Source organism: Anaerobacillus sp. ABR4_321 (assembly GCF_056158505.1).
The window spans coordinates 3,808,155-3,833,706 of record NZ_JBSWTK010000001.1; the positions used below are offsets into that span (position 1 = coordinate 3,808,155).

Here is a 25,552-nt window from a genome sequence, read left to right on the forward strand (position 1 = left end):
ACTACATTTACTCTTCCTTCTCTATTTGAAGTTTCACTAATTTCTCATCCAGCTTTTGACTTAGTTCTATGACTTCTTCACTTGAAAAAGTATCTGCTTCAAACGCCACTTCGTAAAGCGCCATCCGCAGCTCATATATTTCTTCCTCCAACTTCTTCACCTACCGAACTCCTTACGTTATTTGGTTACTATCATTAGAGTAACATAAAAAATCCTTTTTCTGTTAAATTTTAGAAGACTGCGGAGAGAAACAATTCTTTAACAAAACAAAAAAAGAGAAGCTGCATGTTCAGCTTCCCTTTTCAACTCTATTATTCTATTAAGCGTTTGAGCGTTTTCTAGCAACTAATACGATTGCACCACTCATCATGATACCTGCGCCGATCAACATGTACGTTGGAAATGGTGTTGCTGTATCAGGTAATTGATCTCCTTCTTCCTCTCCACCATCTACATGCACTTCTGGAAGAAGGTTATTACGGTTACCAAAAATCCATTCACCAGATTTGTAGATATAATCGATTGTTAACGTATGACCCTCATACAGGTCGCTTGTGGCAACTTGTGAAAGCTTGTAATGATTGTCATTCACTTTTGTAAAATCATATTCACGATTGAAATCGATTGTTTGGCGACCATCTTGTGGTAGGACCATGACCTTTCCATCTTCTTCTTTATAGAGACTACCAACATACACTTCTGCAAGTGCAGGGACCATAATTTCGCCAAAGACTTGCTCTAACTTCTCGATAGTATCGTAGCCTTTTGAAATAAGTGAGCTTTCTTCATTCTTTACTCCTAATAACTCGTTAAAATCCGCTTCTAGCTCCTTTACCGGGGGTTCTCCATGATCCAGCGCTAGTGCTGTGTTTTGAAACCCCATAAACAGTAAACCAGTGACAATGATGAGTGCTGAAAGAATTCTTTTCATTGTAAAACCTCCTGAAAATTTTCGGCGCTTCTATGTAATAAATTTAATATTTGTAACATAACTGTAATCTTGCGCCTGTCTAGTATACTAGCATAGTTTGTTTAGAATGCAAGTAATTACCATTAATTTATACAAAAAAAGGAAGCTGATCCATTCAGCTTCCTTCAATACTCCTAATTCAACTCGCTTTATTCGTACGCACATTTGTCTTATTCTCTTTCACTTCCGCACTTGCAGCTTTAAAGAATGAGTATCCCATCATAAGGATCACGACAGAGAACGGGAATGCTGCGATGATAAGCATGTTCTGGAGTCCCTGTGTCCCCCCGAAGTAGATGATGATCGCTGCCATTGCAGAAAGACTAAGTCCCCAGAGAATCTTCACAGGTGCGGCTGGATTCAAGCTACCTGTCGTACTGAGCATTCCAAGCACAAACGTCGCAGAGTCTGCTGACGTGATAAAGAAAATCGCGATCACAAAGAGTGTGATGATCGTCATGAGCGTCCCTAGTGAATACTGCTCAAGCACGGCGAACGTCGCCGTTTCAAGAGAATAATCTGAGATCATCGCGATCCCCTGCTGCTGAAGATCGAGTGCTGATACCCCGAACACTGAGAAAAAGATGAAGCAGACGATCGATGGAACGAAGAGCACGCCAAGCATAAATTCTTTGATCGTACGGCCTCGTGAAATTCTCGCAATAAAGATTCCGACGAACGGAGACCATGAGATCCACCATGCCCAGTAGAACACCGTCCATCCTTTTACCCATGACTGACGGTCTTCGTTGTTTGGATTCATATTGAAACTCATATCGAAGAAGTTTGTAAAATAACCTCCGATCGTATTCGTAAACATGTTCATGATATAAAGCGTTGGTCCAACGATAAGCAGCATTAGAAGTAATACAAAGCCTAACCCTAAGTTGATATTACTTAAATACTTTATTCCTTTACTAATTCCTGACCATGCAGATGCGATGAAAAGAATCGTTGACACAACTAAGATCAAAAGCTGCATTCCAAAGTTACTCGGAGTACCAAAGAGAAACGCTAACCCTTCATTAATCTGAGCCGTTCCAAATCCAAGCGTTGCAGCGACTCCTACAACTGTCGCGACGACCGCAAGCGTATCGATCAACGTCCCTGCTATTCCCTCCATTCTTTTCTTCCCGAACAGCGGAATGAGCGTGGCACTGATCAACCCCGGGTACCCTTTATGGAATTTAAAGTATGCCAGCACGAGGGCAACTAACGAGTACACTGCCCACGCATGGACGCCCCAATGAAAAAATGAATACTCGAGAGATTGCTGAATGGCTTCAGGCGTTCCTTCTTGTCCGTTCGGACTACTTTTAAATGCGTGAGAAATTGGCTCAGCAGTAGTCCAAAACACCATGCCCATTCCCATGCCTGCACTAAAGAGCATCGCAAACCATGTTGCAAGCGGAAACTCGGGCTTTTCATTGTTTCCACCAAGCTTAATATTTTTAAATGGCGAAAAGATTAAGTAGATACAAAATCCTAGAATGACCATAACGATTAAGAGATAATACCATCCGAACTGTGTTGATATATATCCTGTCACAGCTGATGTGACGCTTTCTAAATTAGATGGAGCTACTGCTCCCCATAGGACTACTAATCCACAGATCAATAATCCGTACCAAAAAACTGACGTAACGTTCTTCAATCCTTTCACCTCATCATAACGATTTGAATGTTGCTGTATAAAACCTATGCGAATAAGGTCCCTCCCCCCTATTACCCTAAAAACTGACGATGTAAGACAAAAATCGCAAAAAAGTTTCTAAAGTTCTTAACGCTTTGCATTATTACAGAAAGATCACAAATATTAATTTTTTTACAGAAAATTTACTAAAATACGTTTAACTTCCAGATAAACCCGGAACATAAAATATGTACACTAATTAAGGAGGTTTTACATTGTTTCGATTCATTTCTGCACTCGTCGTAGTTGGTCTACTCTTCTTAGGCATGAACAACCCAGTTTATGCTGAAGACCATGGAAAGCCACCGGTGGAGGAGTTAGAGAATCAATTCGATGAGCTGATCGAACTTGAAACGAACAAGGAAAACGAAGTAAAGAAGTACGATTCAATCGATCGTTTGGAGCAAGAGTTCAAAAGCATAATGGTGTGGCCGCTGGCTGATCATTATGTTGATACGTTCTTTGAAGAACGCGATGGAAAACTCATCAAAATCGCCCGAGATGGCCCCGTAAGACTACTCGACAACAAAGATTACACCCTCGAAAAAATTAATGAAAATCATTATAAACTTACTCAACCAAATGAAAATAACATGCGCGGAGAATACACCCTAACGATTCACTACAAATACGAAGCAGGGAAATGGGTATTCGCTGATCGTATGAATCATGTTGCGAATGATTCATCTGGCGGAGAAATGCCTGATACAGCAACAATCTTGCCACTCACGATGGCATTGGGTGGTACGGTCATGCTAGCAGGAGCACTAGTACTTGCTAAAAGACGTGTAAGCGCTTAATCACGTGGTGAACGGTTTGATACAACCGTGAGATAAAATTTATCAAGGAGGTTCTAACTTGTATCGATTTCTATCTGCACTCGTAGTTGCTGGTCTAGTCTTTATGGGAATGAACACACCTGTGTTTGCTGACAATCATGGTGAGCCACCTGTAAAAGAAATGGAGCAGAAGTTTCATGAGCTCATTCATCAAGAAACAAATGAAGATGGCGTTGTGAAAAACTATGATTCGAAAGATCGCCTTGAACAGGAATTTAATCAGCACATGCTGCCTGAACCTGCTCGCTATTACGTTGACACGTATTTTAAAGAAGATGATGGTAAGCTTTATCTTAAGTCGATGGACGCACCGGTTGAAGTCATGTGGGACAAAGACTATACACTAGAACAAGTCGATGACCAAAACTATAAACTTACGCAAACTGGTGAAAATGAACTTCGCGGAGAATATACGCTAACTGTTCATTATACGTATGAAGCAGAAAAGTGGGAATTTGCTGAGCGCTCTGTCACAAAAGGAGCTAATGAAGGAAATAAAGGCGGAGAAATGCCAGACACTGCAACAAACCTTCCAACGATGATGGTGATCGGTAGTGGGGCAGTGCTAGCAGGCGCACTTTTGCTAGTAGCTAGAAGACGCGTAGATGGATAAAAAAAACTGTGATCAGGCACGTGCCTGATCACAGTTTTTTCTTAATCCCAAAACCCGCCATCTGAATGAATGATCTGACCGGTTACCCACCTTGCTTCTTCACTTGTGAGAAATGAAATCAAACGCGCTGCATCCTCTGGTGTCCCGATTCGTCCCGTTGGAAACTTAGGTTTTAAAAACTCTTGCGTTGCTTGATCCATCCAACCAGAATCGGTCGGGCCAGGATCAACCGCATTCACCGTGATTTCTTCAGATGCAACCTCTGTCGCTAGTGATCTTGTAAAAGCAGAGATAGCCCCTTTTGATGTGATGTAGGCCAGGTTTCCTGCTACCGGACTTTTGTCTTGCCCAGACACTAGATTCACGATCCGTCCGCCTAACCGCGTCCCTTCTAACCGCTTCGCGAATTCCACCGTCAGCATACACGCTCCCTGAACGTTAACTTCAAAGTGTTTTGCTAGTATTTCAGCTGTTAATTCTTTATAGCTTACTTCTTCGCAGTGTGCTGCGTTGTTTACGAGAATGGTAGGTTTCCCAAGCTCTCGTTCAACGTTATCAAGTAGTTGGTCCGGCGCGTCTTTATCTGCTAGATTCAAGTTCATGTGACCAACGTTTACGCCTTTTCTTCTAAGCTCACTCGCAAATGTCTCTGCCCACTGATGATCTGCATCATCATATCCAGTCGTCTCATCAAAGGGAGTGAAATGAGTAAAAAAGACATGAACCCCTTTTGAAGCTAGCTCACGACAAATCGCGGCACCAATGCCTTTAGGCCGGCTTGCCCCGGTAATAATCGCTATTCGTTCAATCATATTGTGATCTCCTTACATTCTATTGAACTGCCAAAATATGCCCTAGCTCTCCATAGTGCTGAATCCTTAGGTATTCTCCCCAAACGCGTTTTCTACCTTCCTCTATATCCATCCAATTATCCCTTCCAACGCGTACACCGTTATAGGTACAATCAAACGTGTACGAAGTGTACTTGATTGAACTCGGAAGATGCTTTGCTAGCGTTCGATACTGGCGTCCTGCTGCATGACTTTTACATATGTACATAACAGATTTCGTACGGCTAAAATCGTACACTTCCTTTGCATAGATCACGTTTTCTAGTGTATTGGTCGATTTCTTTTCGTACGAGATACATTCTTTAGGCACCCCATTACCCTGAAGGTGGGAGAGTATCACGTCCGCTTCTGAAGCGACTTCATCATCCCAATCAGGGTGAGGAACGCCCGTTAAACTCTTTCCGCCTGTGACGATTATGTCTTTCGCATATCCATTGTGATAGGCTTCAATCGCTTTTTCCCAGTGTCCTGGATGTGTGCCGCTATAGATAAATAGAACATCACACCGCCGAGGCGTCTTCACTTCTCCAAAAACGACCTCTTCGATTTCGTTCCATTCATGTTGCGCTAGTTCTGGCATCGTTGGTGCTTTCGGTATGACTGGCTTCAATGTTTTCGCTCCTTCTCTGGCTCCAGTTTATCGAGTAAACGTGGAAGCTCTATCAGATCATCGATCACCGCATCAGCATCCGGTGTTTCCCAATGATTATCTTTCTTCCAGACTCCCTTCATCCCGATTCGCTTGGCAGCGTGTACGTCATTCTCAGGATGATCACCGATAAATAAGCTCTCTTCTGGCGATGCACCGAGCTTACTCAGTGCCCGATAGAACAAGTTCGCCTCTGGCTTCTTTAATCCTTCCCACTCTGAGATGAAAATCGCATCAAAATAACCGTGAATGCCTAGCGCTTTTATATTATCCATCTGAAACTGTCCAAATCCATTAGAAATAATCCCTAACGTAAGGTTACGAGACGTTAGCTCTTCAAGCATCGCTACGAGATTTGGAAACGGGACACAGTGATGCTTAAATTCGCTTACGTAGTCGTGTAATAGTTCCTCAGGGGTCACACCTTTCAACTTGAATTCTGAGATCATCCGTTGATACACCTTATCTTTCCAAACGTAACCGCGCTGATCAAATTTGATAAATGCTTCACAATATACGTCCTTCGGAATGTGACCCACTACCTGTGGAAAGCGGTCGTATTGGTAACGAATGAATGCTTCGAGCGAAGCATCTCGATTTAATAAGGTTCCATCTAGGTCAAAAAGAACTGCTTTCATGCACGTTTCCCTCCTTCTCAATAAAAAAAGTGAAGACTACTGTCTTCACCTTATTCCCAAACATCCTTATCATCTGGCAAGATTAGTGCTGCTACCACATAGATGAGGACCATCGGGAGTCCTACTAATAAAACGGTCAACACCGCGAAAACAATTCGTAACATGCTTGCATCCATGTTCCAAACTTCACTCAGTCCGCCTAACACACCTGATAATTTCCGATCTTGCGTTGATTTGTATAGCTTTTTCATACGAACATCCACCTTTCTTAATGGGTACTTGTCTATCTATACGATTCCCCCTATGAGAAGGTTTCAAAAGTTTCATTAAGAGATTCCTTTCTTAGACTGTTCTGCAAAACCTGTTGTAGAGGATTCTTTCACTTCAAGAAAGATCGTAACGGTCGTGCCCTTACCAGGTTTGCTTTCAAATGACAGATGACCGTTCATCGCAGAAATGATACTATGAGTCACCATCATGCCGAGGCCCGTCCCTTTTTCTTTCGTAGTAAAAAACGGTTCACCGATGCGTGAAAGCTGTTCAGGCGTCATGCCGACACCCGTATCAGTAATCGCAACGACTACTTTGCTTCCCTGTTTTGTCGCGTGAACGGTCAAGGTGCCTCCTTCAGGCATCGCCTCGATACTATTCTTCAAAATGTTCATGATGCACTGCTGGAACTTTTTCTTTTCATATTCAATAATCGTTGATGGCAGCTCGATATGCGAATTGATCCTCACATCGCTCATTGTGGCAAGTGGTTGAATGACGTTGAGACTCGTGTAGAGTTCCCTTTCAATTTCAATCACATCGTACTTCTCTGGATACGGCTTCGCAAACGTGAGATAGTCGTTGATGATATCCGTTGCTCGGTCGATTTCCTTTATCGCAAGATCCATATAGCCCTTTGTTTTTGGGTCTTTCACATCGCTATCGATGAGCTGAAGGAAACCTCTGCTAACGGTAAGCGGATTTCTTACTTCATGAGAAATACTTGCCGCAAGATGGCTAGCGACCTTCAGCTTCTGACCTTCCATAACCGAATTCAATAAGTTAAACTGACTGATGAATACTTCATACACGAGGATGGCGACGATGATTCCAATTGACGAAGTGATATTGAAGACAACCCACACATTCGTAGGTAAACCAGTATCATAGAATGCTAAACTAAACCCTGCCGAAAACCATCCAACAACGCTATCGAGCGCCAGGGCTAATAGGAGCTTATGCTTCAGATCGAGTTTTTTAAACATTGGAGACAAGAATGAAATGATGATCGCAAGCCCGCCGAAGAAGATAAGCGTCGTGATAAATCCTGAACCACCGATGGAATAGCGGAACCCAAGTGTGACGATCAGGTACCCGAACGCAACCCAATGACCACCATACAGCCCACCCAGTATAAAAGGAATTCTTCTGAAATCTAAAATAAATTCATCGTTAAATACAAAGGGATACATCATACAAAAGACGATTGAAATACCAGGAAAAATAGTAAGGATCCATTTAGAGGAACGTTTCAAAAAGTTCGTATGCTGGAGGAGATAGAAAACCTGAATGATACTTAATGGGGCAAAAACCACCAGAAGGTTTAATAGCACACTCTTAGCCGTCAATATCATGGTTTCACCACACATCTAGATTTTTGTGAGTACACCACTATACATTCTGCCCCAAAAGTCCTATTCCTCTTTTACTAACGCCCGCTTCGTAAATGTTTACAAAAAGGTAAAATAGTCCTGAATCTATCTTTAGTACAATCGAATCCCAACTTATACAGCACCTTCTATTTATTCCTTAATCTGGGTGAAATCACTACGATAAAATGAGTAGAGATCTAGTTCCTTTTCCCATTTCCTAATACGCTTTTCATACTTCATCCCAATTCGAGCTGCGAGTTTTGCCGATCGATCGTTAAGAGGATCGATAAGAGAAATCACTCTCTCTGCAGTCATCTTTTCATACCAATAGTGTTTACAAGCACGTGCAGCTTCAAGTGCGATCCCCTTTCCCCATTGGCACCTCTTCAATAAATATCCTAGTTCGATCTCCATGTTGCCATCGACTTTCTGTAAAACGAGACCGCACTGTCCTAGGAATTCACCAGTGCTCTTACCTTCGACGATCCATAACCCAACACCATACTTACCATAGTTTTCGCGCGTCCATTCGATCCATTTCCTAGTCTCTTCTCGATTTTTCAAACCAGAGTAATACTTCATCACTTCAGGATCCTGAAACATTTCTAAAAGGTGATCAACATCTTCTCGGTACATTTCCCGAAGAACGAGTCGATCAGTCGTTAGGATGATCTTCTTCATACCGTCACTCTCCATCTGAGAAAGCCTTTCTCTATACTATGTGTTGAATGCAAGAAAATCATGAAGCACACAAAAAGAGGAACTTCGTATGAAGTCCCTTCCTAGATTGTAGAGAAAGTCTCAGTGTTATGATGAATTCCATTTTCAATTTACCGTTAATGGGTAAAAGGAAGAGCAGAATTCCAATATTCGTCTGTTAAACCATTGTGACGGAATGTTTTTTTGGGATTTATTCTCTTCAAGTAGGAGAGACGATCGCAGACTCCTGCGGTAGAACGGGCGGCCGAGACCGGGGTGTGGGCTTCACCTCGGGCTTGGACGTTCGTCCGCGGAAAGCATGCGATCGTCATCGACTACGGCGTTCGGAGAACCGAATATGTGCATAGATTCTCGACAAGCTGAGGAACTTCGTATGAAGTCCCTCTTCATTGTTCTTGGATCACCCTGTACAAACCATCACGATATTTCCATCAGGATCTTCAATATTGAAGAAAGAAAAGTCATCGAAATGCACGATTTCAGAGTCAATTGTATATCCGAGTTCTTTTACATATTCATAAGCCTTTTGAATATCATCTGTATGAAAATTGAAGATCGGATGCTTTGATGGGTCAACTCTCTTCGTCTCTCCCTCAGGACCAGCATCGAGGACAACTCCTGTATGATGATCGATCTTCAAATTGTAGACAGGATCCGCCACTTCTGAACTGACCTCTTGACCTAGTAACGTTGTATACCAACGCACAGAGCGTTCTAAATCAGTAACATGAACAAAAATGGTATGTACTTTGTTTGCGATCGGACTTACCATTCTATACACCCTCCTAATCATGTGTTGAAAACACGCACTTTTGGGCTTCTACATCGTTAAAGCGGCTCTTTTAAACTACCTAAAGAAATCCCCTACCAAGACGCCTACCCTCGGCAAGCGCCTCTTTCGATTATTTGTTTTCTAGTTTCGCCGAAAAGAAACCTAGCACGGCACCGAGCAGCGCACCGCCGAGTACTTCAACAGGCTGATGGCCGAGGAGCTCTTTTAATTCTTTTTCACGTTCCACAAACTCAAAGCTAGCAAATTGACCAGAGTTTGAAATCTCAGCGATATTGTCTTCAAGGTCGTTCACAAGTTGTGCGATTTCTCCTGTATGACGGCGAATTCCTTGGGCATCGTACATGACGATTACACCAAATATTGCAGCCAGTGCTGTTTCCGTATGACGTGAGCCTTTGTTTGCTGCGATATACGTCGCAAGAGCGGATACCCCTGCTGAATGGGAGCTCGGCATCCCGCCTGTTGTTGCTACCTGCTTGAAATCCCAATTCCCTGTTAACCGCTTGTACGTTAAAATCTTCAATCCTTGTGCGATTGCGATCGAGGACACTGCTGTGAGGATTCCTCTATTCATTTTCTGCATCTTTTCACCCTCCACTTAAGCTAGTAATCTTTTATTCCCATTACCCTAAGTAGAGCGTTTTTATTCGAGTGAATCGAGATTACTTCACATTTTCAAATTACGGCATCAAACCGCTGTTTTCATCTTCCTAGGCTTTTTCGCTTTATATCGTTGTCCTACCATTCTGATGATAGGCGTCCCAATAATCGTAGGTAAAAACCAATAGTAGATCGTTGGCAGTTCGTTCAAAACAGGAATCTTAGAAACATTGACTACGAGCGTTGCCGTTACAATGCCAATATAAGAACCGAGCATGCCACCGATATGGAGCGTTAACCATCTCTTCGATTTTTTCTTTTTAACCGATAGAAATCCGACTAAGGCGAGACCATATGAAAACAATGCGATATAGAAAAGGTATTGACTCTCTTGCCAGTGAACGATCGCCATCAGTACGGCTGTGATGAATACGAGGACATAAGATGCATGGTAAACTTGTCCAACGTTCGTGTGCTTCCCTTTCCGCTTCTTAAACACCATCGCACCAATACCGGTGATCAAGCAGATCGTTCCTGCAAGAATATGTACAGCTAATAAAATCTCCATTAAAAACCTCCTGCGTTTTTGCGCTCCCCCTCACTCTTCCGCCAATATGTTTTCATCCCATTGTTTCGTAACGTAGCGTTCGCTGGAACTTGTTTTGTAATGAGGAACACATTCAACATATCAACGGAGGATGCGGCTGTGTTTAATAAAATCAACATCTTCATCGTCAGTGTTAACAGGCCGATTAAACTTAGAACGAGCGACAATAGAACCGATAGGGTAAGAAAAGGTGCTGCCATGACCCACAAGTATCGTGATTTCTATAGCTTCTCGGCGTCCATCCTTCATTTAACAGCTTACTATGCTCACGCTCATCGACCTTTGGCAAGTTACTTTGATATTTCATTGCTATCCTTTTTAACCAGCGATTTGTTTAAAAATAGTGATGATAGAATCAAAGCTAAGCCAAGAGCTGCAAATGCAATGATGAGAGACGTCGAGCCATCTAAGAAAACGAGCGAAATCCCAACAGTTAGAAACACCGGCCCAAGAACTAAATTAATCTTCCCTAGAACAGATACTCTTCTCATATTGCTCCCCTTCCTTTTTATTCGCCACATCACTCTTTCGATTCCGCTCCCCAATTTCCTTTTTTTGGTTTCAAAAAAGACATTTCCACGTAGGAAATGCCTTACTTCACTCAGTTTACTAATCTATTTTTATCTTTCCAGAACGATTTTCGAATCACGACCTTCTGTATTTTACCTGATGCTGTTTTTGGCAGTTCGTCCATGAACGACACGCTTTTCGGGGCTTTAAAATGGGCAAGCTTTTCTCGGCAAAATGAGATCAGCTCCTCTTCTGTCAGCGTTTCGCCATCACGAAGAACGACCACTGCGTGTGGAGACTCTCCCCACTTTTCATCTGGTTTTGAAACAACGGCGACTTCCAAGATAGATGGATGTTCGTAAAGCGTCGCTTCTACTTCGATAGAAGAAATGTTTTCTCCGCCGCTAATGATCACATCTTTTTTTCGGTCCACGATTTCAATTGTTCCACCCTCATCCACGACAGCCATGTCTCCCGTATAAAGCCACCCGTTACGGATTGTCGCATTCGTCGCTTCAGGATTTTTATAGTACCCTTCCATCACGCCGTTCGTACGCGTGATGATTTCACCGATCGCTCTTCCATCGTGTGGAACCTCATCGCCAAGTTCATCGACGACTTTTACTTTGCTTCCAATCATCGCATACCCTGCTTTTGATTGTAGCTTATACCTTTCTTCAGATGGAAGATCGATGTCCATCGAGCGTAGTTCTGACGTCGTGATCAATGGTGAGATTTCAGTCATCCCATATACCTGGATGAATTTCCACCTCAGGTCCTCTTCAACTTTTCGAACAAAAGCAGGAGGCGGTGCTGAGCCAGCGATCACCACTCGTACATCTTGATCGATCGCAGGCTTTTCTTCTTCAAATGCTTCAATGACCATGTTGAGTACGGTTGGCGCCATATGGAGAATAGAAACACCGTGTTTCTTAATTTTATCTAAAATGAGAGTCGGATCTGTTTTTCTTAGCATCACTTGCGTAGCACCGTTCGCTGTATAGTAAAAGGGGGAACCCCATCCATTCACATGAAACATAGGAAGCACGTGAAGCAGCGTATCTTGATCACTTACACGAAGATGGTGCATCGTGGATAGAGCATGAAGATAGTTCGAGCGATGGCTCAGCAGTACTCCCTTCGGATCCCCGGTCGTTCCACTCGTGTATAATAGGGATGCGATATCATTTTCATCGAGTACCGTTCGCTCAAACGCTTCATCTGAGAAGGTACGTAGCCACGGCTCGTAAGCTCGTCCACCGTCTTGATCGTTTCCGTGAACAAACACATGCTTAAGCTCAGGCAGGAGAGGGAGTACATTTTCCACGAGAGGAAAAAGCTCTTCGTCTACAAAAAGCGCCTTACTTTCACTATGCTCCAGTATAAATTGGTAGTCAGTCTGATTGAGTCGTGTATTCAGCGGCGTCATGACACCTCCGACTTGATACACCCCATAGAATCCTTCTAGCATTTCAGTCGTATTTGGTGCAAGGTAAGCGACTTTATCACCTTTTTCGATTCCAAGTGCTTTTAGTCCACGTGAAAGCTGGTTTACACGGCTATTCAGCTCGTTGTATGTTAACACACGCTCATCATCGATAATCGCAGGCTTTTCTCCATACAGGTCGACAGCTCGATCAAGAAAATCAGTTAGCACTAATGGTACGTTCAACACATCCACTCTCCCTTTTGAGAATTTAAAGCGTTTACATACTATTCTAAATATTCAACTGTACTATATCAACCCAAAAATATTAAAACAGAAACTATAACAACAAAAGCGGCTCTCTAAAGAGCCGCTCGCCTTCACCTATTTTTCAATCTCATAAATTAGCGTATCGAACAAGGAATCACCCGTATATACCAGCATGGCCCACTCCCCCTTTTTCGGAACGTTTACTGAAGAAGGGGCGTGTGAATCCGCTCCATTGTTTTCTCCCCCTAAAGGAATCGTCCAAGCACCAGCAAGAATCTGGTGAACCGTACCGCTCTCACGGTGATAACCGACTACCGTTAAATCCGTATCCTCCACTCCCCATAGATGCCACATCCATTTCTGACCCTCTAAACTAGGTTGGTCCATGCCGATGACGCCAGTCTTATTTTCATTTCCAATCATGTTTCCATCCGCAAACGGCTCCGCTTTTCTCTCCCAATCGATTTCTTCAAAATCTTTTTCTGACACATGTTCTGGAATATGATCAGGGAGCGTCACAGCTTCTTTATTCGATGTACAGCCTGCCAGCACAAGGAAGAGCGTTCCTATGATTATCATCCAATTTCTCATACTTAACCCCTCTCTACATACACTTCCATCACTACTGCTCTCATCTTCTACTACTCGGCATCCAAAACCTTCCATACACATCCATTTTATTTTCTTCTTGAGCTGATTTTCATTATACTTTTACTAGAACGTTTGGAGAGGGGTCAATAGAATGGAAGCCATTCTTATCGAAACGCAGAAGCAGTTAGATACAGCATTTGAAATTAGAAAGAACGTTTTTATCGATGAGCAAGGAACGCCTGAAGAAGAAGAATACGATGAATTTGACAGTCTAAAAGAGGATGCCGAGCATATTCTTATTCTGGACGGCGAACATGCGGTTGGCACTGGCAGATGGCGCGTTCATGACGGGTATGGAAAACTCGAACGCATATGCATCCTTCCATCTTATCGAAAGCAAGGCATCGGCAATATGATCGTCCACAAACTTGAAGAGCTAGCAGCAAATCAGGGGGTTACGAAGGTAAAGCTTCACGGTCAAGTCCAAGCCGAAACCTTTTACCATAAGTTAGGGTATAAAAAGGTCTCTGACGTATTCATGGAAGATGGGATTCCACACATTCTCATGAAAAAAGCACTCTCTGAAACGTTTGGAACCTCGCATTCGTAGAACAAGAGAAACCTTCTTAATAGAAAGGAAGACTAAAATGAGAAGCGGAAATCCAGTATTAAAGAACGATATTTTTCGCAATACGGGTGAACAAGGCGAAACGATGACACTCGGTGGTACGGTTGGAAAGACGTTTGTACTCTTTCTCTTTTTACTTGGAACGGCGGTCTACACATGGTATCGCTTTACGCAAGGGGAAGACGTCATCTTCATGATGATGATCGGAGGAATCGGAGCGCTCGTGGTCGCTCTAATCACGGTGTTCGTAAAGAAAGCAGCACCAATCACAGCACCGATCTATGCAGCGCTTGAAGGTTTTGCGATAGGTGGCATATCTGCCATTCTCGAAAACCAGTTTCCTGGAATCGTGATTCAAGCAGCAGCACTAACGTTTTCAGTTATGGGCGTCCTGTTATTCCTTTATGCGGCAAGAATTATAAAAGTAACGAAGAACTTTCGCTTGATGGTCGTCTCAGCGACGCTCGCTATTTTTGTCGTCTATCTACTCGATTTTGTACTGAACATGTTTACAACGATGACCGTGCCATACTTACATTCAAACGGCGTGATCGGCATCGGCATCTCCGTTTTCATCGTCGCCATCGCCGCGCTTAACCTCGTGTTAGACTTTGACTTCATCGAAAGAGGTGTCGACGCCGGCGCACCTAAATACCTCGAATGGTACGGCGCGTTTGGACTCATGGTCACACTAGTATGGTTATATATCGAGATTCTAAGACTTCTACAAAAAATACGAAGATAACGAACGCCCTGCGAAATGCAGGGCGTTTCTTCTATCCTATAACATTTTGCTTTTTGTCTTTTTTCCACATGAAGAATAGGTAGATCGCCATCCCGAGCAAGATCAGCATGCTGGATGTAATGATTTTTGTACTTTCCTCGAGCTCGGTAACGTTCATGATCAAGTCAGGAACAAATACGATCGCAGCAATGATGATCATGACCCAGGTTCTCGTCCAAAGTGATAAGCCGATGATAAGGAGAACGGCGACAGCTGCGGCAATGATGTTCCAAGTTGAATGAAATGTGACTGTAGGTGTCTCAACGGCACCATTTAAGAAAAGTAAAGCTAGTATGAGAACGGTTGGAACCACTCCTACGATGCCTAGAAGCGTCCACACCAGCATCTTATTTCCGCTAGTAGCAATCCGGCGGAACGTGACTGAAATAAATCCAATATAAAAGAGAATGATGAGTGGATAACTGATGAGCTCGAGGATAGACGCTTCGATTCCGCCGCGAACAACGTTTCCTAACACAATGAATGCAATGGCTCCAGTCATGACCATCAAACTATACTTCAACACATCCTTACGATCGATCGGCATTTCTTTCGATAGTTGTTTCATATAATCCTTTGGCGATTTTCCTATGATGTCACTGACATCTTTCCCTGCTTTTTCTGCTTGAAGCAAATGATCGTTGAGTTCACTAATGATACTTTCGATTTCGTCTTCGTTCTTCCCACTCGAGATCAAATAGAGTCGTAGATTCGCTAGGAACTCTTGACTTTGAACAGATAATCCCATTATCCTTCCTCCTCTAACAAGCGATCAACGCTTTTTGATAGTGACTCCCACTTCTCCTTAAATGCCGCTAATTCTTCTTCCCCTTTACGAGTTAGCGAATAATACTTTCGCTTCGGCCCGCCAGAGGGTAACTGCTTTTGTGACGTTACAACGAGCCCTTCTTTTTTCATGCGTAGCAACAGAGGGTAAATACTTCCTTCTCTTACCATGTTGAACCCATACTCATTCAGTTTTTCGATCATCTCATACCCGTACGTTTCGCCTTTTCCGATAATGGATAACAAGCAGCCTTCTAGTATCCCTTTTAAAATCTGACTCGAAGACATGTTCCACCTCTCCGTTTCCTGTTTCAACTATGTTGTATTACAAGGTAGTTAAATAAAAAATAACTACATTGCATTGCAATGTAGTTACAGTATACCTAACATTTCCAGTAAAGCAAAGACCTTTTTCAATAAATTTCCTTTAAGAGTTCAGGACGACCAAACTGAGCTTGGTGAAGCTTTTTATAGAGGCCATCTTGACGAAGAAGTTCGTCATGAGAGCCTTCTTCAGAAATGCCGTCTTTCGTAACGACCATAATCCGGTCCGCATTCTTGATCGTCGCTAAGCGGTGTGCGATGACGAGTGTCGTCCTGCCAACCGTCAATTCATCCAGCGACTTTTGAATCGCTTCTTCTGTTTCCGTATCCAATGCGGAAGTCGCTTCATCCAAAATAAGAATAGGAGGGTTCTTCAGGAAGATTCTCGCGATCGCAAGCCGCTGTTTTTGTCCTCCAGACAGCTTCACACCACGCTCTCCAATAACCGTATCGAGTCCCTCTGGTTGATCAGCGATGAACTCCTCAAGCCTCGCTCGTTTCGCTGCTTCTAGAATTTCTTCATCCGATGCGCCAAGCTTTCCGTATTCAATATTTTCACGAATCGTTCCTGAAAATAAAAAGACGTCCTGCTGAACAATACCGATTTGACTGCGCAGTGATTCGAGTTTCAGATCACGAATATTCGTGCCATCGATTGTGATGTCTCCGCTATGAACTTCGTAAAAACGAGGCAGAAGACTGCAAAGCGTTGTCTTCCCGGCACCTGAAGGGCCAACGAACGCCACCGTCTCCCCAGGAGAGATCTGTAAACTCACGCCTTTAAGAATCGGATTCCACGATTCATAGCCAAACCTCACATCGTGATACACAATGTCACCTTGTAGATCTTTATGAAAAGCTTGCGGTGTATCTTCAATATCCGGAGCAGTATCCATAATTTCTGTATACCGCTTAAATCCTGCGATCCCCTTCGGATAGCTTTCAATAACCGCATTGATCTTCTGAATTGGGCCAATGAGAATATTTGCAAGAAGGATAAAGGCCACAAACTCACCGTATGTTAACTGATTTTGAATAACAAAATACGTGCCAAACAGTAGTGTCGTTAACGTCACGAGGCGCATCGTCATGTAGTTTGCCGTCACGTTTTGTGCCATGATCTTGTATGATTGCAGTTTCGTTCCTTTATAGCGATTGTTCTCTTCTAGAAATTTTTCTTGTTCATGCTTTTCATTGGCGAACGCCTGCACAACACGAATGCCACCGATGCTATCTTCGACTCTTGTATTGATTTCTGCGACGCGATGGAACATCTTACGAAACGTTCTCGTCATCTTTTTATTAAAGTAAACAGCAAGGATGATGAGGAACGGAATCACGATGAAAGAGATGACGGCAAGCTTCCAATTGATCGTGAGCATAAGAACGAACGAACCGACTAGCGTCATTAAGGCAACAAAAACATCCTCTGGTCCATGGTGGGCAACTTCTCCAATTTCCTCTAAGTCTTTCGTCAGACGTGAAATACTATGCCCTGTTTTATTTCCATCATAATAAGAGAAAGATAGCTTCTGCATGTGCGTGAATAGCTTCTGCCTCATATCTGTCTCGATGTTGATTCCAAGCATGTGCCCCCAGTACGTCACGACATAGTGCAGTCCTGTATTCAACAGGTATACGAGAAGCAATCCTAGACAAGCGAACATGATGAGCGACCAATTTTGTTCAGGCAGCAACCGATCGATTACCTGATTGACAGCAAGCGGGAACGCTAGCTCCAATATTCCTACGAATACGGCACATGAGAAATCTAGGATGAACAGCCATTTGTACGGACGGTAATAAGAAAAGAAACGTTTAATCATGTTGATCCCCCCCCCTTTATTTCTTACTGTTACTCTCTCAATTCTTATATGTATAATGAACAAACTTATTGAGAACGAAAATCATTATCGAACGTAGTTATGCTAATCGATTTTGACAGATAAGTCAATCTTTTTATCACTCTACCATATGAAAAATGAGCGCATTTCAATTTCCTTGAACTGCACTCGTTATGCGGACCTTATTTTGTTGCACACCGTTAGCCTTTTTTATGCGTGAAGAGCGGTAATGAGAAAGTGAAAGTGTGCTCGTTTCCATCTGAGTCAACCCATATTTCTCCGTCATGATGGTCGATAATTTCTTTGGATATGGCTAGACCAAGTCCTGATCCACCTGAATGGTCCCGACCGCGTGATGTGTCTACTCGATATAATCTTTCGAAAATCTTTTCCTTTGCTTCTACTGGAATGTCACAACCCTGGCCGATGACTGACAACCTGTATCGTTCGTTTACCTTTTCCCCTTTTATCGTGATTGGACACGACCCTTTATAGTACCTGACCGCATTATCGAGTAAATTATTCAACACTTGGAGGATGCCTTCGCTATACACATGAACAAGTCCAGGTTCAACCTGAATGTTCACAGCGACCCCTGCATGTTGTAAGGCGAAGCGAAACATCTCAACAGATTGCTTGACTAACAGTCTCATCTCTACAGGTTCTTTTTCAGTATAAGTTTGCTTCGTAAGATAATCCCATTCCTTCAACTGTTCCAATTGTTCTACCATTTGGATAAGCCGTTCTGATTCTGAATGGAGTGAACGATACATCGACTCATCTCCTTCAATCACATCATCCTTTAAGGCACCAAGGTACCCTTTTAGATTGGAGAGTGGTGTGCGAAATTCATGAGATAAATCGGAAATCAATTCCTTCCGATGTTGTTGTGTATCTTGTAACTGTTTCACCAGATCATTAAAATGACCGATCAATTGTCCCATCTCATCCTTAGAATCCACCTCGATCGGTTCAGGATAATGCCCTTCTTTCATTCTTTTCGTAGACTCTATCAACTCTTTTAGTGGATGGATCGTTTTCTTGATCAAATAATAATGAACGAGACTGCCGATCATGATAGCGGCAATACTAAAGATCCATAAATATTGAAAAAGAGTGGAATTAAATAGATTTTGTTTCTCGGCATTCCACGTACCTATCCCATCAGCTAAAAAACAAGCAGTATTATAGATGGCCCAGCCACTCAATACGATGAACGTACCTACAACAACCACGTTTATAAACGTCAAACGCCATAGTATACGACTTGGAAGAACCAATTTCGTAATCCTATTCCACAACAAATTTATACCCCATTCCTCGAACAGTTTGTATACGCTCTGGAGTCCCTGGATTGGATTCGATCTTCGCTCGTAATTTCTTAATGTGAGCGTCGATGGTTCGATCTAAAACCGTCTTATCGAGATAGGGATACAACTGGTGGATGAGTTCTTCTCTCGTAATAATCATGTTAGGGTTTTCCATAAAGTGATACAGGAGGTTAAATTCATGTTTTGTTAAATCTAACTGACTGTTATAAAGTAAAACTTCGCCTTTTCGAGGTTTGATGCATAGCCCGTTGTACGTAATCTTTTGACAGTATTGGCCTGTACGCCGTAAAACCGCCTCAACGTGTGCGATCAGTTCTTCAGGATCAAACGGTTTCGTCACATAATCGTCCGCTCCCATCTTTAATCCACTAATCTTATCATCTGTACGCGCTTTTGCTGATAGCATGATGATCGAAACCTCATTACGTTCTTGTTCCCGAACCCATTTACAGAATTCCTCTCCAGATAATTTTGGAAGCATGAGATCCAGAATAACAAGGCATGGATGGTGTTCTAGAAACACAGCTTTTGCAGATTCACCATCCGCAGCTTCCACCACATCATAGCCTGCACCTTTCAAATAGATGGTAACGAGATTTCGAATCATTTTATCGTCTTCAACGACTAGTATTGTCTGCTTCACGTAATTCACCTCTTGGCAATTGTCCTATATGCAAAGTTTACTTCATCTTTTCAAATTCTTGTACCATTAGATCATAATTCAATGCACCTCTCGCTACGAACTGTATACGACCTTCTGAATCGATCATGTACGAAGTTGGATATGCGTATACTTGATAAGTGGTAGACACTTCTGAGTCCTTATCCATAACAACAGGGAACGTCATTCCATACTCTTTTACAAAGGTCGTGACGTTATCGACACTCTCTTCTGTTTCAGTAAGGTTAACGGCAATAATTTCTACATCTTTGTTTTCATAGAGTTTCTGAAAATCAGGAATTTCGGCTCTACACGGTGGACACCATGTAGCCCAAAAGTTTACGATAACCCGCTCTCCTCTAAAATCAGATAACTTGATGTGTTCACCAGCTGGAGTTTGCAATGTAAAGTCCGGAGCCATTTGACCTTGATTCAATCCAACGCCTGTGCTGCTTTCCTCTTCTTCACTAATCGGTTCGTTAGACGGTTCTGAAGTTAAGGTTGTAGTATCATCCGCATCCTCTTCTGAAAGTGCCGCTTCGTATACCGCCCACCCCAACATACTAAGTACTATGAGAATAAGAATTGTTTTTTTCATTATTTTTTGCCCTCCTTAACCTAATTCTGCTAACCAAGTATTCTGTACTAAATCAAGTAGAAACCCTGTAATTCGAGGCATCAATCCGAAAAACAAAACAAGTCCCATGATGATCATCACGACTGCTCCTATTTTCATAATGACTTGACTGCGACGAACGATCCATCTTGTAGAACCAAGGTAGAAAGTGAGTAGTAGGAACGGTAACGAAAATCCGATCACATACATGACAGTATAAAAAACACCATGTGCTGGATTACTCGCTGCTAATAATAGAATCGAACCAAAAATAGGTCCGATGCAAGGCGTCCACCCCGCCGCAAAACCAAGCCCTACAAAAAATGTACCGAGGTATCCAGCCGGTTTTCTAGAGTAGCGAAAACGCCTTTCTTTCATGAGTGCGGGGATCGAGATCCACCCGGCAACAAACATGCCCATCACAATAATAAAAACACCTGCTATGCGCTGAATAAACAATCCCGAATCACCTAACAGGAGATTTTGCGCCCACTGTCCTAAAAACGAGGCACTAGCTCCTAAACTGATAAATACAAGTGAGACGGCTAATAAGAAAAAGAGAGAATGCGTCAATAGTTGACTTCGAACTTTTGCATTCCTATTGTTCTGTAATTCTTTCACGCTGATCCCTGTGATGTATGACAGATATGCAGGGAAAATGGGTAACACACAGGGAGACAAAAAGGACAAAGCTCCCGCTCCAATCGCGAGGAATAATCCCACATATAGAGCTGTGTCTGCTTCAATTCCGATCATTAAGCTCCCTCCTTTTATTTTGAGTGATGAGTATTGAAGTGCTAACTAAATAGAATACACAAACGAACCATGGCGTCATGATATATCCAAAGACCGTTACAAACGGATAAGAAAATGCTAGAAGTAACATTCCGACAGACCAGATTGCTATTATCATCACTATGAGAGTATGTACGTCAGTTCGTTCACGCAGCAGTATGAATAATACGAGTAGAGTACTAGTCAACACCAAGTACCCAAACGAAAATGGATTATTATTCCATACGAGTTGAAGAAATTCATACATAAATGACATGATCAAGAAAACCAATATAAGTGATTCAATAGAGCGAAGCACATCGACCGCTTTTGATTTCCTTCTTACCACATGACTAACCATGGTCACAAAAACAGCGATATAAAATGCATGAGAGCTACTTGGATAAGCTAATACCGCGAGTGGATCTTCAATGAACATTGAAACGTTCACAAGTATCTTTCCAATCCAAATATAAATGACGAAATTGACAAACTGGGAAACGATCCACACGATGTGTTCTTTTCTTACCTGCTTTGACTGGTCATTGAACACATATAATGTCGTAAGACCAATGAGTAGGCTGACACCTATCATGCCGATCGGTATTAATTTGCTTACACTTACCATCTATGCCTCCTCCATTTCACTCTCTTGATAAAATCATCATACTGAACCAATATGAAAATTTGATGAAAATAAAAAAGAGCGTGATCATGTTTCGATCAGCTCTCAAGTTCTTTGTGAGTTTTTACTACTGAAGAAATTAATAATAATTCCCAGCAGATGTTTGTTCAAATACTTTCCAATGCCCATTCATAACGGATGAGTGATGGTTCATTACGATGAAGTTCCTTGTTCCATTTTCATCTTTGGCCTGAATAAAATACGTATCTGAACCTCTATAGTCTACCTCGATGACCTGAAGTCCTTGGAACGTTCCATCTTTTGAAAGTAGTTGTTTTAAAGCTCTTTCTTCATTAAATTCGTAGTAGAGATTATAAGGACCAACAATCGATGCGATTAAAATTAGAAGCAAGTATGCTCCTAATCGAATACTTTTCATTCTCTCCCCCCTTAAAACTTTGAAGCGACCGGCTTTTTCTATCTCAAACACAACTTCAATACATGATATGATCAAAAAGAAACGTATTAACTAGGAGGCGATCAAGCTGAATTACGAAAAAATACATTGGAATGAAGATCGGTATTATGTAGGCCTAAAACACCCTGGCTCCCTTTCCCTCAATCGTTTAGAAGAAGCGGATCTACTATCTTTCTGGACAACATCCTCTGAGCAATTCATGAACAGTCATGTGAGTCACCTTGTGCCAAAGGAAGAAGCGATCGGCTATATGAAAGAAATTGAGCATGGAAACTATGCGTACATAGCAGCATGTGAAGTCACAGCATTCGGCGAAACGAGTGGTTTTGAAAAAATTATTATCCCAAAAGGAACTTATCTATCATTTGAAATCAGCTTTCGTAATAAAGACCGTGACATTAAATCAGTCTATAATTTCATACAAAAAGAAAGACCGTCGAATGATAGCGATCTTTCCTATTGCTTCGAATATTATCCAGAATCCTTTAACCATGAAGATGAAGAAACATCGCTTTATTTCATTGTACCTCGTAGTGAGAGGTAGCTAGAGCTACCAGATGTACGTGGCAAGCCAGAACTTTTCCCCTTCACCTGCTTTAATGTCGCTACAATCAGAAAGCTAACGATCACTAAGAGAAGCCACGAGCTCACTTTTCCAAGGTGAACAAGACTCCAGGCATCTCTCTGGTTCGGGTATTCCCAGGCGCTGAAGAAAGTCGCGATGTTCTCTGCGATCCATATGAAAAATCCGATGAGCACAAATGAAAGCGCGATCGGCATGCGGTATTGCTTTCCTCCAACCTCATACGTGACCCATGATTGAAAGAAGACGATGATGACGAGCGCCGATAACCACCAGCGAACATCGATCCAATAATGATGAGTGAAGAAGTTTAGGTAGATTGCAGCCGCAAGTGGAACGACGAGCCACAAATATGGCCAATTGACGAGCTTTACGTTTAACCTTCTCCATGCCTGACAAAGGTAGCTCGCAACGCTCGCATACATAAATCCGCTGTACAACGGTACTCCAAAAACCTTTGAGTAACCCTCTGCCGGATATGACCATGAGCCCATGTGCACTTTAAAGAGCTCTAGGGCGAGACCGATGAGGTGAAACATCGTGATCACCTTCAATTCATCTCGCGTCTCAAGACCAGAACGAATCATCCACCACTGCATTACTAAACAGATTAAGAGGAGCCAGTCATATCTCGGCAATAGGGGGAGCGGAACGAATTTCGTAAGAGCTAAGGAAGCAAAGATAACGACCGGGAACAAGCAGGATAGCGCTTGCTCCCACCCGAACCTGACGAGCTGCTTAAGTGGCCCCATCACTTACCGCTCTCGTTTTTATATTCCAAAATATCGCCAGGCTGGCATTCCAATGCCTCACATATCGCTTCCAACGTTGAAAATCGAACCGCCTTCGCTTTTCCATTCTTCAAGATCGAAAGGTTCGCCATCGTGATGCCCACCCTATCCGAAAGTTCCGTCACACTCATTTTTCTTTTTGCTAACATCACGTCGATATTAATAATAATCGCCATGTTCTTCACCTCAAACCGTTAGATCATTTTCAGATTTGATTTCGATCGCACTCTTCAATAACTTCTGAAGAACAGCCGCAAATACTGCGATCACAAGAGAAGCAAAGATGATGACTAATCCGATCGCAATCACGCCTGGAGCATCACCCCTCTCTCCAACTATATAAAAGAACGGCATAACGAGCATATACAACACACTGATGGTTGCTGCAGAAAACTTGATCGTTCGTAGCGACTTCACAGAGGAATCAGAAAACGCTTCTTCTTTATCGATAAAGCTTAACAGTTTTAGAGCTTGATACAACGCAACATAGAACGGAATGGCAGCAGCATACATTCCAATTAAAATGGGATAAAGAAATGTTTGACCCTCAGCTGCTTCAGACGCAATCGCTGGTAACGCAAAGATACACAGCGCAAGTACCGCAACCCCAATGACGACTACAACGATTCTTAAAAAATTCGTTGAACCTAGTTTCAATGTAAACACCTCGCTTGCTTGATTATGTTGAATATAACTCATTATTTATCGTTTTTCAATAAATAATTATTAAATATTGATATGTATTTATTGTTAAAACATTCTTTTCCTTTTTTAAATAAGAAAAAACTTACCCCATTTGGGATAAGTTCTTCATTCCTCACTTAAAAGACATATTCTAGCCCTCTAGGAAACGTTTCACGCCACCATAGTACGTCATGTCCACCGTTAAACACATCATACATTACATCATAGCCATTTCGTTTGAGCGCTGAATACGTTTGGTTATTGGCTTCTTGTAACGCTGGCACTTCCAACTTGCCTGCATTCATGTAGATCCGTACAGGATGTTGCTTCGACTCATTTTCCATGTGATGAACAGGCCAATCCACCCACTTCTTATGATTAAATGAACCCGATTGTGATAGAACCCCACGGAATAGGTCAGGACGTGAAATCGCACTATAAAATGCGGCTAATCCTCCTAAGCTAGCTCCTCCTAAAACGATTTTGTCACGATTCACTCTGAACGTACCTCGAATCCATGGTAATAATTCATCTGTTAAAAATTGAGTGAACACATCGCTTCCAACAAACTCCGTAAAGCGGTCTGGGCTATCCACCCCGATCATAACCGTTGCAGGGATTTTCCCTTCATCATATAAATGATCGATCATAGCAGGTGCCGGGATGGCATCTGTATACTGGAAACCATCGAATAGAATCAACACGTTCTTAGGCGTGTCAACTTCAATAGGACCATAGATCCAAAGATTTCGTTCATTATGTAAGACACTGCTATCGAACACTTTCTTGTAGACGTTCCCCTTCTTTGTCACATTCATAGCGGCTAGCTCCTCATCACCTTCAACGTATGAGATTGCCGTATGAGGGCCACCGGGTACTTCAGAAAATTCCATTGTGTTTGGGTTTAATGGATCAAGGATAAAATGCTTGAACCTTTCTCCCCAATCATCTCCATAATCGTCATTGATTGAGAAATAGTACGTGCTTGCGAATGCACTCTCTGCCAGAAAGGATTTTACCCAGATGTTGCTTTCTTCAAGCCTCGTCATTTCCCCTCCTTGTAACTCCCACCCTGGAAAACTACCTAAAACGTGAACGCTCGAAGTGTCTTCATTTCCAAAATAGATAAAGTGAATTTCGATCCCATCATCTACGTGTTTTACAATCGGTGTCTCGAGTTGTTTCATGCTAGAAATCTCCTTATAACTAAAAGGGCTTCGTATTTCTTGT

The 25,552-nt window shown here is 42.4% G+C and carries 34 protein-coding genes; 5 read left to right on the top strand and 29 right to left on the bottom strand.

Features of this window, described 5'->3' with window-relative positions:
• Positions 1-7: 7 nt before the first annotated feature.
• The 3 genes from ACXADT_RS20035 to ACXADT_RS20045 all read right to left on the bottom strand — a co-directional run bounded on the left by ACXADT_RS20035 (position 8) and on the right by ACXADT_RS20045 (position 2,624).
• Positions 8-160 (bottom strand): aspartyl-phosphate phosphatase Spo0E family protein, encoded by a 153-nt coding sequence (locus ACXADT_RS20035; protein WP_270180919.1) that lies wholly within the window; start codon positions 158-160, stop codon positions 8-10.
• 159 nt (positions 161-319) lie between these two features.
• Positions 320-931, bottom strand: coding sequence for an LPXTG cell wall anchor domain-containing protein (locus ACXADT_RS20040; RefSeq protein ID WP_474832528.1), 612 nt, complete (start codon positions 929-931; stop codon positions 320-322).
• A gap of 178 nt (positions 932-1,109) precedes the next feature.
• A complete protein-coding gene (locus ACXADT_RS20045; RefSeq protein WP_474832529.1) occupies positions 1,110-2,624 on the bottom strand; it encodes a BCCT family transporter in 1,515 nt (504 codons plus the stop codon).
• A 254-nt stretch (positions 2,625-2,878) separates the two neighbouring features.
• Between ACXADT_RS20045 and ACXADT_RS20050 the strand changes: the two genes are divergently transcribed.
• Together ACXADT_RS20050 and ACXADT_RS20055 are read left to right on the top strand one after the other, a co-directional pair.
• Entirely contained in the window at positions 2,879-3,463 is a 585-nt protein-coding gene (locus ACXADT_RS20050; protein ID WP_474832530.1) for a hypothetical protein, read from the top strand.
• Positions 3,464-3,521: 58 nt separating this feature from the next.
• The gene (locus tag ACXADT_RS20055; protein WP_474832531.1) at positions 3,522-4,115 is read left to right on the top strand and encodes a hypothetical protein; all 594 of its coding nucleotides are present in this window, start codon (positions 3,522-3,524) and stop codon (positions 4,113-4,115) included.
• A gap of 41 nt (positions 4,116-4,156) precedes the next feature.
• On the opposite strand, the gene ACXADT_RS20060 is transcribed toward ACXADT_RS20055, so the two are convergent.
• From ACXADT_RS20060 to ACXADT_RS20120, 13 genes are all read right to left on the bottom strand, one after another.
• Positions 4,157-4,927, bottom strand: coding sequence for an SDR family oxidoreductase (locus ACXADT_RS20060; protein ID WP_474832532.1), 771 nt, complete (start codon positions 4,925-4,927; stop codon positions 4,157-4,159).
• A gap of 19 nt (positions 4,928-4,946) precedes the next feature.
• Positions 4,947-5,576, bottom strand: coding sequence for a YdcF family protein (locus ACXADT_RS20065; protein ID WP_474832533.1), 630 nt, complete (start codon positions 5,574-5,576; stop codon positions 4,947-4,949).
• Positions 5,573-6,253: an HAD family hydrolase gene (locus ACXADT_RS20070; protein WP_474832534.1), complete on the bottom strand. Its 681-nt coding sequence runs from the start codon at positions 6,251-6,253 to the stop codon at positions 5,573-5,575. Before ACXADT_RS20070 ends, ACXADT_RS20065 begins: the two co-directional genes overlap by 4 nt.
• A 50-nt stretch (positions 6,254-6,303) precedes the next feature.
• Positions 6,304-6,504 (bottom strand): PspC domain-containing protein, encoded by a 201-nt coding sequence (locus ACXADT_RS20075; RefSeq protein ID WP_270180910.1) that lies wholly within the window; start codon positions 6,502-6,504, stop codon positions 6,304-6,306.
• Positions 6,505-6,579: 75 nt separating this feature from the next.
• A complete protein-coding gene (locus tag ACXADT_RS20080) occupies positions 6,580-7,878 on the bottom strand; it encodes an ATP-binding protein (protein WP_474832535.1) in 1,299 nt (432 codons plus the stop codon).
• A gap of 168 nt (positions 7,879-8,046) precedes the next feature.
• Positions 8,047-8,577 (bottom strand): GNAT family N-acetyltransferase, encoded by a 531-nt coding sequence (locus ACXADT_RS20085; RefSeq protein WP_474832536.1) that lies wholly within the window; start codon positions 8,575-8,577, stop codon positions 8,047-8,049.
• Positions 8,578-9,016: 439 nt separating this feature from the next.
• Positions 9,017-9,388: a VOC family protein gene (locus ACXADT_RS20090; protein WP_474832537.1), complete on the bottom strand. Its 372-nt coding sequence runs from the start codon at positions 9,386-9,388 to the stop codon at positions 9,017-9,019.
• A 130-nt stretch (positions 9,389-9,518) separates the two neighbouring features.
• The gene (locus ACXADT_RS20095; protein WP_270180906.1) at positions 9,519-9,992 is read right to left on the bottom strand and encodes a divergent PAP2 family protein; all 474 of its coding nucleotides are present in this window, start codon (positions 9,990-9,992) and stop codon (positions 9,519-9,521) included.
• Positions 9,993-10,097: 105 nt separating this feature from the next.
• Complete coding sequence (locus ACXADT_RS20100) at positions 10,098-10,577, bottom strand: DUF2306 domain-containing protein (RefSeq protein ID WP_474813549.1); 480 nt, start codon at positions 10,575-10,577, stop codon at positions 10,098-10,100.
• A complete protein-coding gene (locus ACXADT_RS20105) occupies positions 10,577-10,825 on the bottom strand; it encodes a hypothetical protein (protein WP_474832538.1) in 249 nt (82 codons plus the stop codon). Before ACXADT_RS20105 ends, ACXADT_RS20100 begins: the two co-directional genes overlap by 1 nt.
• A gap of 81 nt (positions 10,826-10,906) precedes the next feature.
• Positions 10,907-11,107, bottom strand: coding sequence for a hypothetical protein (locus ACXADT_RS20110; protein WP_474832539.1), 201 nt, complete (start codon positions 11,105-11,107; stop codon positions 10,907-10,909).
• Positions 11,108-11,217: 110 nt separating this feature from the next.
• On the bottom strand, positions 11,218-12,798 hold the full coding sequence (locus ACXADT_RS20115) for a long-chain-fatty-acid--CoA ligase (protein ID WP_474832540.1): 1,581 nt from the start codon (positions 12,796-12,798) through the stop codon (positions 11,218-11,220).
• A gap of 138 nt (positions 12,799-12,936) precedes the next feature.
• Complete coding sequence (locus ACXADT_RS20120) at positions 12,937-13,413, bottom strand: hypothetical protein (RefSeq protein ID WP_474832541.1); 477 nt, start codon at positions 13,411-13,413, stop codon at positions 12,937-12,939.
• Positions 13,414-13,564: 151 nt separating this feature from the next.
• Between ACXADT_RS20120 and ACXADT_RS20125 the strand changes: the two genes are divergently transcribed.
• Positions 13,565-14,023, top strand: coding sequence for a GNAT family N-acetyltransferase (locus tag ACXADT_RS20125; protein ID WP_474832542.1), 459 nt, complete (start codon positions 13,565-13,567; stop codon positions 14,021-14,023).
• A 37-nt stretch (positions 14,024-14,060) separates the two neighbouring features.
• The gene (locus ACXADT_RS20130; RefSeq protein WP_474832543.1) at positions 14,061-14,786 is read left to right on the top strand and encodes a Bax inhibitor-1/YccA family protein; all 726 of its coding nucleotides are present in this window, start codon (positions 14,061-14,063) and stop codon (positions 14,784-14,786) included.
• A gap of 31 nt (positions 14,787-14,817) precedes the next feature.
• Here the strand turns inward: ACXADT_RS20130 and ACXADT_RS20135 are convergent, their stop codons facing one another.
• From ACXADT_RS20135 to ACXADT_RS20175, 9 genes are all read right to left on the bottom strand, one after another.
• The gene (locus tag ACXADT_RS20135; RefSeq protein ID WP_474832544.1) at positions 14,818-15,573 is read right to left on the bottom strand and encodes a DUF1129 family protein; all 756 of its coding nucleotides are present in this window, start codon (positions 15,571-15,573) and stop codon (positions 14,818-14,820) included.
• A complete protein-coding gene (locus tag ACXADT_RS20140; protein WP_474813561.1) occupies positions 15,573-15,899 on the bottom strand; it encodes a PadR family transcriptional regulator in 327 nt (108 codons plus the stop codon). The genes ACXADT_RS20135 and ACXADT_RS20140 overlap by 1 nt, the downstream gene beginning before the upstream one ends.
• Positions 15,900-16,024: 125 nt before the next feature.
• Positions 16,025-17,761: an ABC transporter ATP-binding protein gene (locus tag ACXADT_RS20145; protein ID WP_474832545.1), complete on the bottom strand. Its 1,737-nt coding sequence runs from the start codon at positions 17,759-17,761 to the stop codon at positions 16,025-16,027.
• A gap of 218 nt (positions 17,762-17,979) precedes the next feature.
• Positions 17,980-19,080: a sensor histidine kinase gene (locus ACXADT_RS20150; RefSeq protein WP_474835861.1), complete on the bottom strand. Its 1,101-nt coding sequence runs from the start codon at positions 19,078-19,080 to the stop codon at positions 17,980-17,982.
• A complete protein-coding gene (locus tag ACXADT_RS20155; RefSeq protein ID WP_474832547.1) occupies positions 19,070-19,753 on the bottom strand; it encodes a response regulator transcription factor in 684 nt (227 codons plus the stop codon). The genes ACXADT_RS20150 and ACXADT_RS20155 overlap by 11 nt, the downstream gene beginning before the upstream one ends.
• Before the next feature lie 37 nt (positions 19,754-19,790).
• Positions 19,791-20,369: a peroxiredoxin family protein gene (locus ACXADT_RS20160; RefSeq protein WP_474832548.1), complete on the bottom strand. Its 579-nt coding sequence runs from the start codon at positions 20,367-20,369 to the stop codon at positions 19,791-19,793.
• Positions 20,370-20,384: 15 nt separating this feature from the next.
• Positions 20,385-21,143 (bottom strand): cytochrome c biogenesis CcdA family protein, encoded by a 759-nt coding sequence (locus ACXADT_RS20165; protein ID WP_474832549.1) that lies wholly within the window; start codon positions 21,141-21,143, stop codon positions 20,385-20,387.
• A complete protein-coding gene (locus tag ACXADT_RS20170) occupies positions 21,130-21,789 on the bottom strand; it encodes a hypothetical protein (protein ID WP_474832550.1) in 660 nt (219 codons plus the stop codon). Before ACXADT_RS20170 ends, ACXADT_RS20165 begins: the two co-directional genes overlap by 14 nt.
• Positions 21,790-21,925: 136 nt before the next feature.
• Positions 21,926-22,225, bottom strand: coding sequence for a hypothetical protein (locus ACXADT_RS20175; RefSeq protein WP_474832551.1), 300 nt, complete (start codon positions 22,223-22,225; stop codon positions 21,926-21,928).
• A 238-nt stretch (positions 22,226-22,463) separates the two neighbouring features.
• Between ACXADT_RS20175 and ACXADT_RS20180 the strand changes: the two genes are divergently transcribed.
• The gene (locus tag ACXADT_RS20180; RefSeq protein WP_474832552.1) at positions 22,464-22,808 is read left to right on the top strand and encodes an effector binding domain-containing protein; all 345 of its coding nucleotides are present in this window, start codon (positions 22,464-22,466) and stop codon (positions 22,806-22,808) included.
• Here the strand turns inward: ACXADT_RS20180 and ACXADT_RS20185 are convergent.
• From ACXADT_RS20185 to ACXADT_RS20200, 4 genes are all read right to left on the bottom strand, one after another.
• Positions 22,778-23,599, bottom strand: a complete 822-nt coding sequence (locus tag ACXADT_RS20185) for a DUF817 domain-containing protein (RefSeq protein ID WP_474834599.1) — start codon at positions 23,597-23,599, stop codon at positions 22,778-22,780. The two genes, ACXADT_RS20180 and ACXADT_RS20185, sit on opposite strands and share 31 nt — an antisense overlap.
• Positions 23,599-23,823 (bottom strand): helix-turn-helix domain-containing protein, encoded by a 225-nt coding sequence (locus tag ACXADT_RS20190; protein WP_270180893.1) that lies wholly within the window; start codon positions 23,821-23,823, stop codon positions 23,599-23,601. Before ACXADT_RS20190 ends, ACXADT_RS20185 begins: the two co-directional genes overlap by 1 nt.
• Before the next feature lies 1 nt (position 23,824).
• Positions 23,825-24,295, bottom strand: coding sequence for a DUF2975 domain-containing protein (locus tag ACXADT_RS20195; protein ID WP_474832553.1), 471 nt, complete (start codon positions 24,293-24,295; stop codon positions 23,825-23,827).
• Positions 24,296-24,459: 164 nt separating this feature from the next.
• Positions 24,460-25,509: an alpha/beta hydrolase gene (locus ACXADT_RS20200; RefSeq protein WP_474832554.1), complete on the bottom strand. Its 1,050-nt coding sequence runs from the start codon at positions 25,507-25,509 to the stop codon at positions 24,460-24,462.
• Positions 25,510-25,552 lie beyond the last annotated feature (43 nt).

What these genes read in the sequence shown, in the direction of transcription:
- ACXADT_RS20070 (WP_474832534.1), bottom strand. Translation starts at nt 6,253, where the DNA reads ATGAAAGCAGTTCTTTTTGACCTAGATGGAACCTTATTAAATCGAGAT.
- ACXADT_RS20170 (WP_474832550.1), bottom strand. Translation starts at nt 21,789, where the DNA reads ATGGTAAGTGTAAGCAAATTAATACCGATCGGCATGATAGGTGTCAGC.
- ACXADT_RS20075 (WP_270180910.1), bottom strand. Translation starts at nt 6,504, where the DNA reads ATGAAAAAGCTATACAAATCAACGCAAGATCGGAAATTATCAGGTGTG.
- ACXADT_RS20175 (WP_474832551.1), bottom strand. Translation starts at nt 22,225, where the DNA reads ATGAAAAGTATTCGATTAGGAGCATACTTGCTTCTAATTTTAATCGCA.
- ACXADT_RS20200 (WP_474832554.1), bottom strand. Translation starts at nt 25,509, where the DNA reads ATGAAACAACTCGAGACACCGATTGTAAAACACGTAGATGATGGGATC.
- ACXADT_RS20125 (WP_474832542.1), top strand. Translation starts at nt 13,565, where the DNA reads ATGGAAGCCATTCTTATCGAAACGCAGAAGCAGTTAGATACAGCATTT.
- ACXADT_RS20080 (WP_474832535.1), bottom strand. Translation starts at nt 7,878, where the DNA reads ATGATATTGACGGCTAAGAGTGTGCTATTAAACCTTCTGGTGGTTTTT.
- ACXADT_RS20090 (WP_474832537.1), bottom strand. Translation starts at nt 9,388, where the DNA reads ATGGTAAGTCCGATCGCAAACAAAGTACATACCATTTTTGTTCATGTT.
- ACXADT_RS20040 (WP_474832528.1), bottom strand. Translation starts at nt 931, where the DNA reads ATGAAAAGAATTCTTTCAGCACTCATCATTGTCACTGGTTTACTGTTT.
- ACXADT_RS20095 (WP_270180906.1), bottom strand. Translation starts at nt 9,992, where the DNA reads ATGCAGAAAATGAATAGAGGAATCCTCACAGCAGTGTCCTCGATCGCA.
- ACXADT_RS20180 (WP_474832552.1), top strand. Translation starts at nt 22,464, where the DNA reads ATGAACAGTCATGTGAGTCACCTTGTGCCAAAGGAAGAAGCGATCGGC.
- ACXADT_RS20085 (WP_474832536.1), bottom strand. Translation starts at nt 8,577, where the DNA reads ATGAAGAAGATCATCCTAACGACTGATCGACTCGTTCTTCGGGAAATG.
- ACXADT_RS20100 (WP_474813549.1), bottom strand. Translation starts at nt 10,577, where the DNA reads ATGGAGATTTTATTAGCTGTACATATTCTTGCAGGAACGATCTGCTTG.
- ACXADT_RS20165 (WP_474832549.1), bottom strand. Translation starts at nt 21,143, where the DNA reads ATGATCGGAATTGAAGCAGACACAGCTCTATATGTGGGATTATTCCTC.
- ACXADT_RS20145 (WP_474832545.1), bottom strand. Translation starts at nt 17,761, where the DNA reads ATGATTAAACGTTTCTTTTCTTATTACCGTCCGTACAAATGGCTGTTC.
- ACXADT_RS20130 (WP_474832543.1), top strand. Translation starts at nt 14,061, where the DNA reads ATGAGAAGCGGAAATCCAGTATTAAAGAACGATATTTTTCGCAATACG.
- ACXADT_RS20110 (WP_474832539.1), bottom strand. Translation starts at nt 11,107, where the DNA reads ATGAGAAGAGTATCTGTTCTAGGGAAGATTAATTTAGTTCTTGGGCCG.
- ACXADT_RS20140 (WP_474813561.1), bottom strand. Translation starts at nt 15,899, where the DNA reads ATGTCTTCGAGTCAGATTTTAAAAGGGATACTAGAAGGCTGCTTGTTA.
- ACXADT_RS20120 (WP_474832541.1), bottom strand. Translation starts at nt 13,413, where the DNA reads ATGAGAAATTGGATGATAATCATAGGAACGCTCTTCCTTGTGCTGGCA.
- ACXADT_RS20160 (WP_474832548.1), bottom strand. Translation starts at nt 20,369, where the DNA reads ATGAAAAAAACAATTCTTATTCTCATAGTACTTAGTATGTTGGGGTGG.
- ACXADT_RS20135 (WP_474832544.1), bottom strand. Translation starts at nt 15,573, where the DNA reads ATGGGATTATCTGTTCAAAGTCAAGAGTTCCTAGCGAATCTACGACTC.
- ACXADT_RS20185 (WP_474834599.1), bottom strand. Translation starts at nt 23,599, where the DNA reads ATGGGGCCACTTAAGCAGCTCGTCAGGTTCGGGTGGGAGCAAGCGCTA.
- ACXADT_RS20060 (WP_474832532.1), bottom strand. Translation starts at nt 4,927, where the DNA reads ATGATTGAACGAATAGCGATTATTACCGGGGCAAGCCGGCCTAAAGGC.